Genomic DNA, 12,569 nt, shown 5'->3' with positions numbered 1-12,569 from the left:
AATGGGGAGGGAAAAACGACCTTTTTCGGCTGGTAGCCCCGGCCGGTTTATCGGAGCCACCAATAAAACGCACTTATTCAGAGCTTCCTTAAAGGAAACTCCGATCAACTCCTTCGCCAGGCCTGTCCTGAGCCGAGTCGAAGGGCATGAGCGGAATCCACTTGTTCAGAGCTTCCTAAATGAGAGAGGCCTATGAAACCGGTATTTCATCCCGCGCTGGTGAACGATGTATTCGGCGATCCGGCGGTGTATGTCGATTTTCTGTTCGAGAAGCGAGCCCTGTTGTTCGATCTGGGCGATCTGCGGAATCTGGCCACGCGGAAAATTCTCCGGATTCGGGACGCATTCGTGTCTCACGCGCACATGGATCATTTCTTCGGTTTCGATTGGCTGATCCGCCTGTGCCTCGGACGGGAAATCCGCATCCGGTTGTTCGGGCCGGCCGGTTTTCTCGATCAGGTGGAAGCCAGGCTCGCGGGTTACACCTGGAACCTGGTGGAAAACTACGACACCGACTTTACTCTGGACGCGACCGAAATTTTGAGCGAAACCGCGGCGCGCCACGCCCGTTTCCGCTGCCGCGCCGAATTTCGCCGCGAAAACGAGCGCCGCCTGATCTTGAGCGATGGCGTTCTGCTGGACGAGGCGAATTTCACCGTTCGGTTCGCCCTGCTGGATCACAAGATTCCGTGCCTGGCTTTCGCTCTCCAGGAAAAACGCCACGTCAACATCTGGAAGAACCGCCTGGACGATCTCGGCCTCGAGCCCGGACCCTGGCTTCAGACCTTCAAGCGCGCCGTGCTCGAGGGACTGCCCGGCGCTACGCCCATTGCCGCCCGCCGGCGCGGACGGCCCGACGCGCTCTACCGTCTGGACGATCTGGCCGGAGCCATCGCCCATATCTCCATCGGACAGAAAATGGCTTACGTCACCGATGCGGTCTATCACGCGGCCAATGCCGAGCGCATCGTTCGATTGGCCAAAGGAGCCGACCAGTTCTTCATCGAGGCGGTATTCTGCGACGAGTTGGCCGAGCGCGCCGCGCGGAAATATCACCTGACCGCCCGGCAAGCGGGAAGCCTCGCTCGTCGCGCCGGGGTCAAATTCCCCGTGCCGTTTCATTTCTCGCCGATCTACCACGGCCGGGAGACCGAACTCAGAGAAGAATTCGAGCGGGCGTTTCGGGGCCGATCGGATCGGACCTTGCCGTTCCGCGAATAAAACTCTAAGGCCGCTCTCGCTTCTAATTAAGGGATGTACCCGAAACTCCAGGAGGAACCATGACGGTCAAACTCGCGGTCATCTATTACAGCGCCACCGGAACTACCTACCGGTTGGCGCGCGGTATCGAGGAAGGAGCCGGGCAGACGGGCGCCGAAGTGCGTTTGCGCAAGGTGCGCGAACTCGCCCCCGAGGAGGCTATTTCGTCCAATCCGCTTTGGGCGGCGCACCGGCAGGAAACCCAAAACGTGGCGGAAGCGACCCTGGACGATCTGGCGTGGGCCGATGCGATCGTTTTCGGAACGCCGACGCGTTACGGATTGCCCACCGCCCAGCTCAAGCAGTTCATCGACACGACCGGCCCCTTGTGGAGCCAGGGACGATTGGTGAACAAGATCGTCTCCTCGTTTACCAGCACGGCAACGCCTCACGGCGGACAGGAAACGACGATCGTCGCGCTCAACAACACCTTTTATCACTGGGGCGCCATCATCGTTTCGCCGGGCTATGTCGATCCCATACAGTTCCAGGCCGGGAATCCTTACGGCGTATCGTTCACGAGCAACAACGGACAGATCCGGCCCGACGACGTGGCGATGGCCGCGGCAAAATTTTAGGGCCGGCGCGTGGCCGCGGTAACGGCGCAGTTTCTCGCCGGTCAAAAACAGTAAGCCGACCGGAGTCGGCGGTATGCGGCCGAACGGTTCAATCGTTCGTTGGAGGAATGACAATGGTGAAGCTGCACGACAAGGAAACCGGCGCTTTTGTCGGAGAAATCAGCGACCAGCAGCTTCAGCAGTTGATGGACGCATTGGAAGAAGAAAGCTCGATCGACAGGGATTATTACGTCAATCGGGCCGAGCTGGAGTTTTTGGAGGAACAGGGACTCGATCGAGCCTTGATCGGTCTGCTGCGGACGGCTCTGGGCAACAGGGAAGGCATGGAGATCGTTTGGGAGAAATCGTGAAGCTGAAATTCCCGTTCGAAGGAGGCGTTATGCAAAGCAAAGCTAAAATTCTCGGACATCCGGCCCATTCGACGCTGATCGTGTTTCCTCTCGGGCTGCTGTCCACGGGCGTCGTATTCGACATCGTTTATCTGGCGACGGGTTCGCCGAATTTCGTGACGGTCGCCTACTGGATGATCGCGGCGGGAATCATCGGCGGGCTGGCGGCCGCGCCGTTCGGCCTGATCGACTGGCTGGCCATACCGCCCGGCACTCGCGCCAAGCAGATCGGGCTGATGCACGGTGCCGGCAATCTGGCGGTACTGTTGCTCTTCATCGGCAGTTGGCTGCTGCGGCGGAATGTCGACTTTCCCGGCGCATGGGCTTTCGTGCTGTCGTTTGCCGGCCTCGCACTGGTTTTGATCACCGGCTGGCTCGGCGGCGAGCTGGTGGACCGGTTGGGCGTCGGCGTGGATGACGATGCCGGGCTGGACGCGCCGAACTCGTTGTCCAAACGGCTGACGCGCTGAAACGGATGCGGCCGGATGTATCTCAAATCCGGCCGAGTCGCTTGTCCAAACTCAGATCGCCGGGGCCGTGGGCGAAGATGACCATGAGACCCCCGGCGATCGCGATGTTCTTCCAGAACAGGATGTTCTGCGCCCGATCGCTGAAATCGAGGTGAAAGAACAACGCCGCCGCGATGGAGAAAGCGGCGAGCGCCAGCGCAAACCACCGGGTGTGCCAGCCGAGCATGACGGCCGCCGCGGCGCTGATTTCCAAGGCGATGACCGGCGGCAGCAGTATGCCCGGCACGCCCATCGATTCCATATAAGCCTGGGTTCCGGCGAATCCGCCGATTTTGTTGATGCCGGACAGCAAAAAAATGAGAGACATGAAAATCCGTCCGACAAGCTCGGCGTAATTGGACATATTTGTGGTCATGCGGCCTCCTTTGAATCAATGCGTACGCTGCCAAATGAGTTCTCCGTTTCGGTATACCATCTTGATGCGGTGTAACGGAATAGTGTGTTTCTCGCCTTCGCTATCGGTGAGTTCGAACATGCCGGGGCGATCCGCCGGAAAGTCGATTCCTTTCAGCGGCGCAACGACGATCGTCTTTTCGATGCGGTCGTAATAGCCGATAGCGAATTCCGCCCGGCCGAAATCCTCGTCCCAGCGTATCCGATCGAGCAGATCCTGGATCGGGCGCATTGCCGTGCTCCGTCGTTCCGATGGCTGTTTAGACAAACGTCCGGCTCTTCGGCGCCATATTCAGGCCGCCAAACTCGCACGGCAGGTTAGAATTAAACCGGTAGCAACCGATGTGAATGAGTAATCCCATGCAGAAAGCTTTGGCTGAAGCGTTGGATCGGGCGCCGGTGGGCGTCGTGATCGTGCGCGATTGGAGAATTCTTTGGGCGAATGAGCGCCTGGCCCAGTGGTTCGGCATGACCAAGGAGCGGCTGGTAGGGTTGACTCCGGAGGCCGCGGAAGGTGCCGGGCCGGCCGCCCTGTTTGTTGAAGACGACACGCTTTGCATCGCGTGTTGCGGCGGTGAGCCGTCTTGGCTGCGGCGTCGCCGCACCGCGCTGGCCGACGGCGCCGAGGCACATTTCTTCGAGGACGTGACCGATCGGGTGCGGATCGAACAGGAACGGACCCGCCTTCAAGAGCTGGTGGCCAGTCTGCGAACCAAGGATCCGGATACGGGGCTCCTGAGCCGCAACGCCATTCTCCAGGCCTTGGAAGGCCACGTCAGCCGCAGCCGGCGTTACGGCAATGCCTTGTCGATGATTCGCGTCACGCTGGAGCCGCCTCACGGAGCGGCTGAGCCGGACATCACGTTGCGCGAAATCGCCCAGGAATTCAATGCGCAGTTGCGATGGTCCGACCAAATCGGGCGCCTCGACGAGACGACATTTCTGCTGGTTCTTCCCGAAACCGTCCGGACCGATGCGGAAGCGCTCGCCAGCAAGCTCCGCGGGGAACGGGGAGCCCTGGCCAGCGCGCAAATGTGGCGCATCGATTGCACGGTCGTCTCCTGGCAGCGGGGCGACGACGTCCGGAAGCTCTTGCAGCGTCTTTATCCCGATCGGGACGGAGCGAAGCGGCCGTGACGTCGATCGCGCTAAAGCCGATAAGACTGGGCGGCCCCGGCGAGGATATCGGCCGAAAGGATTTGGCCGCGGTCGTCCGCCGCTTCCAAAATCTGCACCGGCTTCAACTGCTGCGCATTCAGGAACATCAGCCGCCGCGCCGACGGGATTTTCTCGATATGCTGCCGCTGCTGTTCCACTGCAACCACCCGATGCTGCCCGGTTACGTTTCCTCCGAGACGCCGGCCGGCATTCCCGATTACCATCCCGGCCGCCGGACGCTTCTCGCCGCCAAGCGCCTGACCAAGAGTTTCGAGTACAAGCGGCGCGCGCTCGCCGAGTACCCGATTCAGGGGATTTATCTGATGGGCAGCGCCAGCAGCATCGCTTATTCTCGGAAAAGCGATCTCGACATTTGGCTGTGTTGTTCGGGATCGCTGGGTGAGAGCCGGCTGGACGAGTTGCGCCGCAAGGCGGCCGGCGTGGAGAAATGGGCTCAGTCCCTGGGTTTGGACGCTCATATCTTCTTCATCGACATGGATCGTTTCCGTCTCGGGATCGGCACCCCCATTTCGTCGGAAAGCTGCGGCAGCGTGCAGCATCATCTGTTGCTGGAGGAGTTCTATCGCACCAGCGTCTGGCTGGCCGGACGCGCCGCGGCCTGGTGGCTGGTGCCGCCGGACCAGGAGGACCGGTACGGCGAATACCTGAGTCATTTGCGCGAAAAGCGTTTCGTCAACGAAAGCGATTTCATCGATTTCGGAGGGCTCGAATACGTTTCGCCCGACGAATTTCTCGGCGGCACCCTCTGGCAGTTGCACAAGGCCATCGACGCGCCGCACAAGTCGTTGCTCAAGCTGTTTCTGATGGAGAATTACGCCAGCCAGTATCCCCGAACCCGATGGCTCTGCACCCGCCTGAAGGCCGCCGTGTACGACGGCAACCCGGATGACCGCGAACTCGATTCCTATATCCTCATGTACCGGGACGTGGAGCAGTATTTGTCGGCGCGCGGCGAGAGCGAGCGGTTGGAATTGGCGCGCCAATGCCTGTACCTCAAGATCAGCGAACTGGTGCGGTTCAAGGCGGGCGCGGAAGCCGAGAGACGCCGGCGGCAGGATATCTTGCAGGCGCTGGTCCGCGCCTGGGGTTGGACGCCTCAGCGTATCCGGGATTTGGACGAGAGACGCCATTGGCCGGTGATCAAAGCCTTGCGGGAGCAAAAAATCATCAACCGCGAATTGGCCCGAAGTTATCAAGCGGTCAGGCAGTTCGCGCTGGAGCACGCCAAGATCGGCGGCCCGGCCGGAGAGGAGATCAAGCTTTTGGGGCGACGGCTTTCCGCCGCTTTGGAGCCCAAACCCGGCAAGGTCGAAAAGCTGAGCCTCGACAGCGGCGACCGTATCGAGGCTAACGATTTTTCCGTCCACGAAATACGCCTGGCGGACGGCGAAATGGGATGGGCCTTGTATTCCGGGCGGATCGGGGCCGCGGATGCGGGAAAGGCGCCGCATCTCAAGAAGGCCCGCAGTTTGATCGAGCTTTTGGCGTGGTTGTCGCTCAACGGCCTTTATGACCGGAACGCCAGCCTCTTCCTGGAAACCGTCGAAAGCGCGCTGACGCCCCTGGAACTCAAAAATAGCCTGCACGCGCTGAACGGTTTTCTCGCGTCTCATCGCCGCGAGCCGGAACATCTGGAGGATTACGGCCGGGCTCCCCGCGCGGTTGCCGTGGCGCTGTTCGTCAATTTAGGCGTCGATGCCGACGCCGACCGCGGCGGCTTCAGGCTGGCCAGCAGCCGCCATGACGCGCTGAGCTACGGTCACGAGCGGGTCAACCTGGTCCATCAAGTCGATGCCGTGATTTTGACCTCGTGGCGTGAAACGCTGGTCAAACGTTACCGATGGCTGGCCGGATTCCTCGATTGCCTGGCCGATCTCGTCAAGGAAGCTCTGAAAAAGCCTTCTCCCTCCGGAAGATGGGGGGGTGATGGGCCGCCGTTGGATCGATCGGTTGCCCAGGCCGCTCCGCCGCATTGGAGATTCAATCGGAGCTTCCTCGACGAGTCATTCCCGGAAGAATCGCGCGTCGAATGTTTCTGTTTCGCCGACGGACGGGCCCGAACCATTGCCCGGAGGGTCAAGGAGCTTTGCCGGGACGTGAGAGCGGCGTTCCGGGACTCGGACGGTTCGCTTCGCTACGTCCTGCGGTGCGGCCCGGAATTTTACCTGTTCGATAAACAGGGAGCCGGCGTCCGTTTCTGGAGCGTGCCCGACACGGATCGCCTGTATGCCGAGCTATCGGCTCCCCGGCCGGCGTTTTCGCCGGTGATTTTCGACCGTGCCGCGCTGGAAAACGACCCTTTGCCCTTGATATACGAGCACAATCGGCCGGGAGTCATTCAGGTCTTTTGCCAACCGGAATCCGGGCAGGTCAAGATTCATATTCTGGACGAGCGGGGCTCGCTGTTCCGCCGGGTCCACGAACCGGCCGGACCGCAACGCTTGCTGGGTCCCTATGCCTTGTTTCTCGACGATATTCTGCAACGTTACGTACTCGCCGCCGGCGGGCTCGAATATTATTTGGTGGAATACCGCGCGTCCGACGGCTACAGCGTAAAACCCGCCGAGTTCCAGCCCGTCCCCGTCGGCCGCATGCTCGAAATCCGGGTATTCGCCCAGGAAACGGCGCTTGGCCATCCGGCCTACACCATTTTTTGCAACGATCAGGAATTTTCGTCGATGGATGCGGGACAGAACGTGTTTTCCATGGCGGCGGCCCACATCATGCAGCTTCGCCGGAGCGGTGAACGCTATCCCATCTATATCACCGATATCGATCTGCCGCTTTCCATTTTGGGCGTGGATGCGCCGGAAGCGCTCCAGACGATTCACTTCCTCAAGTTCAAGGAAAAAGTCGAAGAACGGTTGAATGCTTGAAGCGGTTGCGAAACGGACTCGCCGCCGCTCGGCGCCGGCTGCAGCGCGGATGCGCGCTTATGGAATATCGGATCGGGATTGGGCATGACGTTTTCGACCGATCGCGCCGGGGACGTCGATACGGCGATACGCATTGGTGTGAGCGAGTGTTCCCTCGGTGTCATTCTCGTCGCTCGCAGCGAGCGGGGCGTTTGCGCGATTTTTCTGGGCGATGATCCGGACCAGCCGATGCGCGACCTCCGGGATAAATTCCCGCACGCCGACCGCGTTGACACCGACGCCGAGTCGGAACGACTGGCGGCGAGGGTCGCGGATTTCGTCGAGACCCCGGCCCTGGGGCTCGATCTGCCGCTCGACGTCCGTGGCACAGCGTTCCAGCGGCGGGTCTGGCAGGCGTTGCGGGAAATCCCGGTCGGTGCGACCGCGAGTTATACCGAGATCGCCCGGCGCATCGGCGCGCCGAAGGCGGTCAGAGCGGTGGCCCGGGCGTGCGCCGCCAACGTCCTGGCGGTGGCGATCCCCTGCCATCGTGTCGTGCGCATCGGCGGCGCGCTGTCGGGCTATCGCTGGGGCGTCGAACGCAAGCGCGCGCTGCTCGAGCGGGAGGCGCTGGCCGCCGCTTCGATCGCGCGACCCGCCGTCGGCGGTCCGCGCGAGGCGCTACGGCCGAATCCCGAAGAATAAGCCTCTCGCCCGACTCAGTAACCCGTTATAGAAAAATAAAGTTTTATTCTTTTTCGTCATTAAAATCCTGTTTAGAATGTCCGGCTTTTGAACGGCAATTCTTTTTCCGAGGCAAAAAATCAGTATGAGCGGACAGGCCTGGTTGGCGGTCGGTGTGGTTTTGGGGTGCATAAGCTTGCTGCTGTTCACGGCCGCCGCTCCCGAGTTGATACTGCTCGGCGGAGTCGTGGTGCTGCTCGTCTTGGGCGTGCTGACGCCGGAGCAAGCCTTGGGCGGTTTTTCCAACGAAGGCATGATGACCGTCGCCCTGATGTACGTGGTAGTGGCGGGCATACGGGAGACCGGCGGCGTCGATATGCTGGTCCAGCACGTGCTCGGACGTCCGAAATCTTTGCGCGGCGCGTTGCTGAGGCTGATCATGCCGGTCACGTCGGTGAGCGCTTTCATGAACAACACGCCGCTGGTCGCGGTTTTTCTGCCTGCCGTTCTCACCTGGGCGAAGCGCCTGCAAATTTCGCCCTCGAAGCTGCTCATTCCGCTGAGTTACTCCGCGGTCTTCGGCGGCACCATCACCCTGATCGGCACCAGCACCAATCTGATCGTCAACGGGCTGCTGCTGCACAGCGACAAGCCGGGGCTGGGATTGTTCGATATCGCCTGGGTCGGCATTCCCTGCTCGATTCTCGGGATGTTCTATATCTGGTTTCTGGCGCCGAAGTTGTTGCCGGAGCGCAAGCCCGCCAGCGCCGTATTCGAGAATCCCAAGGAATATACGGTCGAAATGGCGGTGGAAGAAAACGGCGCCCTGGTGGGCAAGACCATCGAAGAGGCCGGTCTTCGCCACTTGCAGGGCTTGTATCTGGTCGAAATCGAGCGGGGCGACGAAGTGTTGGCGGCGGTCGGGCCTTACGAGCGCCTTCAGCCCGGCGATCAGCTGGTTTTTGCCGGCGTCAGCGACTCGGTGGTGGAGTTGCAGCGGATCAAGGGATTGCGTCCGTCGGCCGATCAGTCGTTCACCCTGGAGGACAGAAAGCACCGCGAGCGCGTCTTGGTGGAAGCAGTTGTTTCGCCGCAATGCGCCCTGGTGGGCAAAACCATCAAGGAAGGCCGTTTTCGCATGGTGTACGGCGGGTCGGTGATCGCCGTGGCGCGCAACGGCCAGCGCATTTCCGGCAAGATCGGCGAAATCCGGCTGGAGCCCGCGGATACGCTTCTGCTCGACGTCCGCCCGCCTTTCCTGGAGCGGCACCGGAATTCCAACGATTTCCTGCTGGTCAGCCAGGTGTCCGAGTATCTGCCGGTCCGGCACGAACGCGCCGGCATGGCCTGGTTGATCTTGGCCGCGGTGGTCATCAGCGCTTCTTTCGAATGGCTGAGCATGCTCAAGGCGGCTTTGCTCGGCGCGGGCGCCATGTTGCTGACCGGGTGCTGTTCCGTGCCGACCGCGCGGAAAAGTCTGGACGGCCAGGTATTGCTCGCCATCGCGGCCTCGTTCGGTCTCGGCAAGGCTTTGGAGATTTCCGGCGCGGCTTCGGGCATCGCGCAGGGTTTTCTGAATATCGCGGGAGACAATCCGCTTTTGGTGCTGGTGCTGTTTTATTTCCTGACGGTCGTGCTGACCGAACTGCTCAGCAACAACTCGGTGGCGGTGTTGATGTTTCCTCTGGCGCTGGCCGTCGCGGACAAACTGGATGTCAGTTTCTGGCCGTTCATCATCGCCGTGATGATCGCCGCCTCCATGGGTTTTTCCACGCCCATCGGCTATCAGACCAACTTAATGGTTTACGGCCCCGGCGGCTATCGTTTCAGCGATTTCGTGCGTTTCGGCGTTCCTTTGAATATCCTCATGGGCATCGTGGCGCTGAACATCATTCCCTGGGTGTGGCCGTTTCATCCCTAGCGCCGGCCGACGCAGCCGAATAACGATCGAATTATCCTCGGCCTTCGCGCGCGGCGCGCTCTACTCGGTTTTTCTCATGAAGTTTCGATACATTTTTTGCCTGCCGGTCGTCCTGACCTTCGCCGGCTGTGAACAAGCGACGGAAACCCAGCTTTCCGGGGCGATTCAGGGCACCACCTATCACCTCAAGATGGTCATAGACAAGGCCGCGACGACGCCGGAGCAAGTCAAGGCCGACGTCGAGGCGGTGTTCGCGCGGGTCGACGAAAAGCTGTCGAACTGGCGGGAGGATTCGGAAATTTCCCGCATCAATCGGCAGCAAACGACCGACTGGATTCCGGTTTCTCCGGAGATTGTCCGGCTGGCGACGATCGCGAAGGATGTCCACCGGCGTTCCGGGGGGTGCTACGATCTGACGGTGAAGCCGTTATTCGATCTGTGGGGGTTCTCCAGGCACGAGAACCGGGTGCCGGAGCAGGGCGAGATCGACCGGGCCCTGGTTCACGTGGGCATGGACAAGTTGGAGGTCGATGCGGAAAACGGCCGCATCCGCAAACAGGACCCGGAGCTTACGATCGATTTGTCGTCCATCGCGCAGGGTTATACCGTGAGCGCCGTGGCCGACCGGCTCGAAAGCCGGGGCATTCGCGATTATCTGGCGGAAATCGGCGGCGAAATGAAGGTCAAGGGGCACAAAGCCAACGGCGCGCCGTGGCGGGTGGCGATCGAAAAGCCGACGCCGCTGGCCCGGGAAGTCCAGCGCATCCTGGACATTCATCAGGAAAACGGCGCAGCCGTCATGACGTCCGGCACCTATCGAAACTTTTTCGAATCGGGCGGCCAAAGCTATTCCCACATCATCGATCCCAAGACCGGCCGTCCCGTGGCGCACCGCCTTCTGTCCGTCACCGTTCTGCACGACGACCCGACGCTGGCGGACGCCTGGTCCACGGCTCTTTTGTGCGTGGGCGAAGTCGAGGGAGCCAGGATCGCCGAAGCCGAAGGTCTCAAGGCTTTATTTATTTACAGGGACGGCGAGGAACTCAAGGAGCGCATGAGCAGCCGGTTCATGAGCGCTCCCGCGCCATAGCTTTCTGCCGGATGCGGCGGAGTCGTTGAAGCGTTTTTCGCCCAGGCGCGGCGGCGATGCTCGGGGACGCTCGAACGGGACGAGAAACGTGCAGCGTCTGCGAAAGCGGGCGCTGCACCCGATCGGAAGTGCTCTAGCCGAGGCGTACGGCGGCCGTACGCACGGACTTTTCCGAATAGCGCAACGCGATCAACAGGAAAAACTGGGCTCCGAAGATCAGATTGGCCAGGACCAAGTGAATCGGCTGCACGAAGGCCGGAAAGCCCAGACGGTCGAGCGTTACCCCGGTGCCGACGGCGGCGACGACCAGAGCGCCCAAGGCCAGGCCCAGGTTCCGCAGCAGGTGCCTGCGTTCCAGGCGCCGCACCAGATTCCAGGCCAGCCATAGGTTCGTGAAGAGAATGACGGAGGAAAACGAGCGGTGGACATAGAAAACGATCGGAAACTCTTCCCGCCAGAGGTGGCGCCCGCCTTGATCGAAGGCGGCGGCGATGACGTCCACCGACTCCCGGATCTGGGTTCCCATGGCGATCTGCAGCAGCGTCATTCCCGCGGCCGCCATCAGGACGGTTTTGAACCGCGGCGATAACGCTCCGGTTTCGAGACGCCGCATCGCGTCTTGTTGCGATCGCGCGATAGCGTAGATCAGGAGGCAGACGATCACGAACGCCATCACCATGTGGAGGGTAATCATGACCGGCCGCAAATTGCTGGCGACGACCGCCGACCCCAACCAGCCTTGAAATGCCACCAGTAAGAATATCGATAACGCCAGGAAGAAAACGGTTCGATCCCGTCTCAGATACGGAATCGAGTAGAGTAAAGTCAGAAAAACGAGTCCACCGATAGTCACGCCGGTTAAGCGATTGAGGTATTCGGTCCAGGTCTTGACCGGATTGAACTCGGTGTCCGCATAGCCGCGTTCGGCGTAAATTTCGTGATAATTCGGAGGCAACTGGGATTCGTCGGTAGGCGGAATCCAACGGCCGAAACAGGTGGGCCAGTCGGGGCAGCCCATGCCCGCGCCGGAAGCTCTGACGATGCCGCCGACCAAGATCAGGAAATAAACGGCCGCGATCGTGATCAGGCCGATCCGGCGGAACCGCCTGGAGACCGCCGGATCGTCCGCGTTTGCATGGAAAACGTTCTGGGGATTGAAATCGGAAGAAACCGTATCGTTCATGGCTGATATTTCGACAAAACTAGACGTTGTGTTTGCAAGATGCCGGACGGCGGACCGATACCGGCGTCTAGCGAGCCGGCATTACCGAAAAGGATTCGGAAATGCCGAAACTACGGGTACGAGAACTCTCGGATAAATCCTGATAATACAACCGAACGCGATAATTTCCGACCGGCAATCGACCGATCCGATAGCCTTGGTAAAGCCCGCCGCCGGGGAGGACGTTTCCGTATGGCTGGAAGGTATAAAGGCACTGCCCGTAGTGATTGACGACAATCTCGATTTCGTTTCCTTTCATTTGGGCATTGATGCGGTCCTCGCTGCAACCCCGCCGCTGGTAATAGATCAGGATATCTTCGTTGGCGCGAGGACTATTGGGTTCGATAAAAAGTCGCTCGCCCTGCGCTCCGCCCGGCATCCAAAGTTGTCCCTGGGCGATGGCCGGGAGAGGAAGAAGGAGCGACAAAAATGCTAGGATCCGGCGGCGTATTCGGGATAAGCGCCTCG

At 60.7% G+C, this 12,569-nt stretch carries 13 protein-coding genes; 9 read left to right on the top strand and 4 right to left on the bottom strand.

Features of this window, described 5'->3' with window-relative positions; genetic code table 11:
* Positions 1-192: 192 nt before the first annotated feature.
* The 4 genes from ACWJKU_RS12195 (at position 193) to ACWJKU_RS12180 (ending at position 2,697) form a co-directional block, all read left to right on the top strand.
* Positions 193-1,221 carry a ribonuclease Z gene (locus ACWJKU_RS12195; RefSeq protein ID WP_454142573.1) on the top strand — a complete coding sequence of 343 codons (1,029 nt, stop codon included), beginning with the start codon at positions 193-195 and terminating at the stop codon, positions 1,219-1,221.
* Between the two features lie 59 nt (positions 1,222-1,280).
* The gene (gene wrbA / locus ACWJKU_RS12190; protein WP_454142572.1) at positions 1,281-1,838 is read left to right on the top strand and encodes an NAD(P)H:quinone oxidoreductase; all 558 of its coding nucleotides are present in this window, start codon (positions 1,281-1,283) and stop codon (positions 1,836-1,838) included.
* Positions 1,839-1,951: 113 nt separating this feature from the next.
* Positions 1,952-2,188 (top strand): hypothetical protein, encoded by a 237-nt coding sequence (locus tag ACWJKU_RS12185; protein WP_454142571.1) that lies wholly within the window; start codon positions 1,952-1,954, stop codon positions 2,186-2,188.
* A gap of 29 nt (positions 2,189-2,217) precedes the next feature.
* The gene (locus ACWJKU_RS12180) at positions 2,218-2,697 is read left to right on the top strand and encodes a DUF2231 domain-containing protein (protein ID WP_454142570.1); all 480 of its coding nucleotides are present in this window, start codon (positions 2,218-2,220) and stop codon (positions 2,695-2,697) included.
* A 22-nt stretch (positions 2,698-2,719) separates the two neighbouring features.
* On the opposite strand, the gene ACWJKU_RS12175 is transcribed toward ACWJKU_RS12180, so the two are convergent.
* Positions 2,720-3,112 (bottom strand): DoxX family protein, encoded by a 393-nt coding sequence (locus ACWJKU_RS12175; protein WP_454142569.1) that lies wholly within the window; start codon positions 3,110-3,112, stop codon positions 2,720-2,722.
* Positions 3,113-3,127: 15 nt separating this feature from the next.
* Positions 3,128-3,382 carry a DUF504 domain-containing protein gene (locus ACWJKU_RS12170; RefSeq protein WP_454142568.1) on the bottom strand — a complete coding sequence of 85 codons (255 nt, stop codon included), beginning with the start codon at positions 3,380-3,382 and terminating at the stop codon, positions 3,128-3,130.
* A 116-nt stretch (positions 3,383-3,498) separates the two neighbouring features.
* Here ACWJKU_RS12170 and ACWJKU_RS12165 point away from each other — a divergent pair, with 116 nt between their 5' ends.
* From ACWJKU_RS12165 to ACWJKU_RS12145, 5 genes are all read left to right on the top strand, one after another.
* Positions 3,499-4,287, top strand: coding sequence for a diguanylate cyclase domain-containing protein (locus tag ACWJKU_RS12165; RefSeq protein WP_454142567.1), 789 nt, complete (start codon positions 3,499-3,501; stop codon positions 4,285-4,287).
* Positions 4,284-7,205 (top strand): class I adenylate cyclase, encoded by a 2,922-nt coding sequence (locus ACWJKU_RS12160; protein WP_454142566.1) that lies wholly within the window; start codon positions 4,284-4,286, stop codon positions 7,203-7,205. The genes ACWJKU_RS12165 and ACWJKU_RS12160 overlap by 4 nt, the downstream gene beginning before the upstream one ends.
* Positions 7,206-7,289: 84 nt before the next feature.
* On the top strand, positions 7,290-7,889 hold the full coding sequence (locus ACWJKU_RS12155; RefSeq protein WP_454142565.1) for a methylated-DNA--[protein]-cysteine S-methyltransferase: 600 nt from the start codon (positions 7,290-7,292) through the stop codon (positions 7,887-7,889).
* Positions 7,890-8,013: 124 nt separating this feature from the next.
* A complete protein-coding gene (locus ACWJKU_RS12150; RefSeq protein WP_454142564.1) occupies positions 8,014-9,789 on the top strand; it encodes an SLC13 family permease in 1,776 nt (591 codons plus the stop codon).
* A 76-nt stretch (positions 9,790-9,865) separates the two neighbouring features.
* Positions 9,866-10,879, top strand: coding sequence for an FAD:protein FMN transferase (locus tag ACWJKU_RS12145; protein WP_454142563.1), 1,014 nt, complete (start codon positions 9,866-9,868; stop codon positions 10,877-10,879).
* A gap of 133 nt (positions 10,880-11,012) precedes the next feature.
* On the opposite strand, the gene ACWJKU_RS12140 is transcribed toward ACWJKU_RS12145, so the two are convergent.
* A complete protein-coding gene (locus ACWJKU_RS12140) occupies positions 11,013-12,062 on the bottom strand; it encodes a COX15/CtaA family protein (protein ID WP_454142562.1) in 1,050 nt (349 codons plus the stop codon).
* A 67-nt stretch (positions 12,063-12,129) separates the two neighbouring features.
* Complete coding sequence (locus ACWJKU_RS12135; RefSeq protein ID WP_454142561.1) at positions 12,130-12,528, bottom strand: hypothetical protein; 399 nt, start codon at positions 12,526-12,528, stop codon at positions 12,130-12,132.
* Between the last annotated feature and the right edge of the window lie 41 nt (positions 12,529-12,569).

The organism is Methylocaldum sp. MU1018 (genome assembly GCF_053646775.1).
The sequence above is the reverse complement of the archived record's forward strand: the minus strand, read 5'-3'. Positions and strand labels throughout refer to the sequence as shown.

Coding starts and splice junctions, on each gene's coding strand:
- ACWJKU_RS12195 (WP_454142573.1), top strand. CDS start 193: ATGAAACCGGTATTTCATCCCGCGCTGGTGAACGATGTATTCGGCGAT.
- wrbA (WP_454142572.1), top strand. CDS start 1,281: ATGACGGTCAAACTCGCGGTCATCTATTACAGCGCCACCGGAACTACC.
- ACWJKU_RS12185 (WP_454142571.1), top strand. CDS start 1,952: ATGGTGAAGCTGCACGACAAGGAAACCGGCGCTTTTGTCGGAGAAATC.
- ACWJKU_RS12180 (WP_454142570.1), top strand. CDS start 2,218: ATGCAAAGCAAAGCTAAAATTCTCGGACATCCGGCCCATTCGACGCTG.
- ACWJKU_RS12175 (WP_454142569.1), bottom strand. CDS start 3,112: ATGACCACAAATATGTCCAATTACGCCGAGCTTGTCGGACGGATTTTC.
- ACWJKU_RS12170 (WP_454142568.1), bottom strand. CDS start 3,382: ATGCGCCCGATCCAGGATCTGCTCGATCGGATACGCTGGGACGAGGAT.
- ACWJKU_RS12165 (WP_454142567.1), top strand. CDS start 3,499: ATGAGTAATCCCATGCAGAAAGCTTTGGCTGAAGCGTTGGATCGGGCG.
- ACWJKU_RS12155 (WP_454142565.1), top strand. CDS start 7,290: ATGACGTTTTCGACCGATCGCGCCGGGGACGTCGATACGGCGATACGC.
- ACWJKU_RS12150 (WP_454142564.1), top strand. CDS start 8,014: ATGAGCGGACAGGCCTGGTTGGCGGTCGGTGTGGTTTTGGGGTGCATA.
- ACWJKU_RS12145 (WP_454142563.1), top strand. CDS start 9,866: ATGAAGTTTCGATACATTTTTTGCCTGCCGGTCGTCCTGACCTTCGCC.
- ACWJKU_RS12140 (WP_454142562.1), bottom strand. CDS start 12,062: ATGAACGATACGGTTTCTTCCGATTTCAATCCCCAGAACGTTTTCCAT.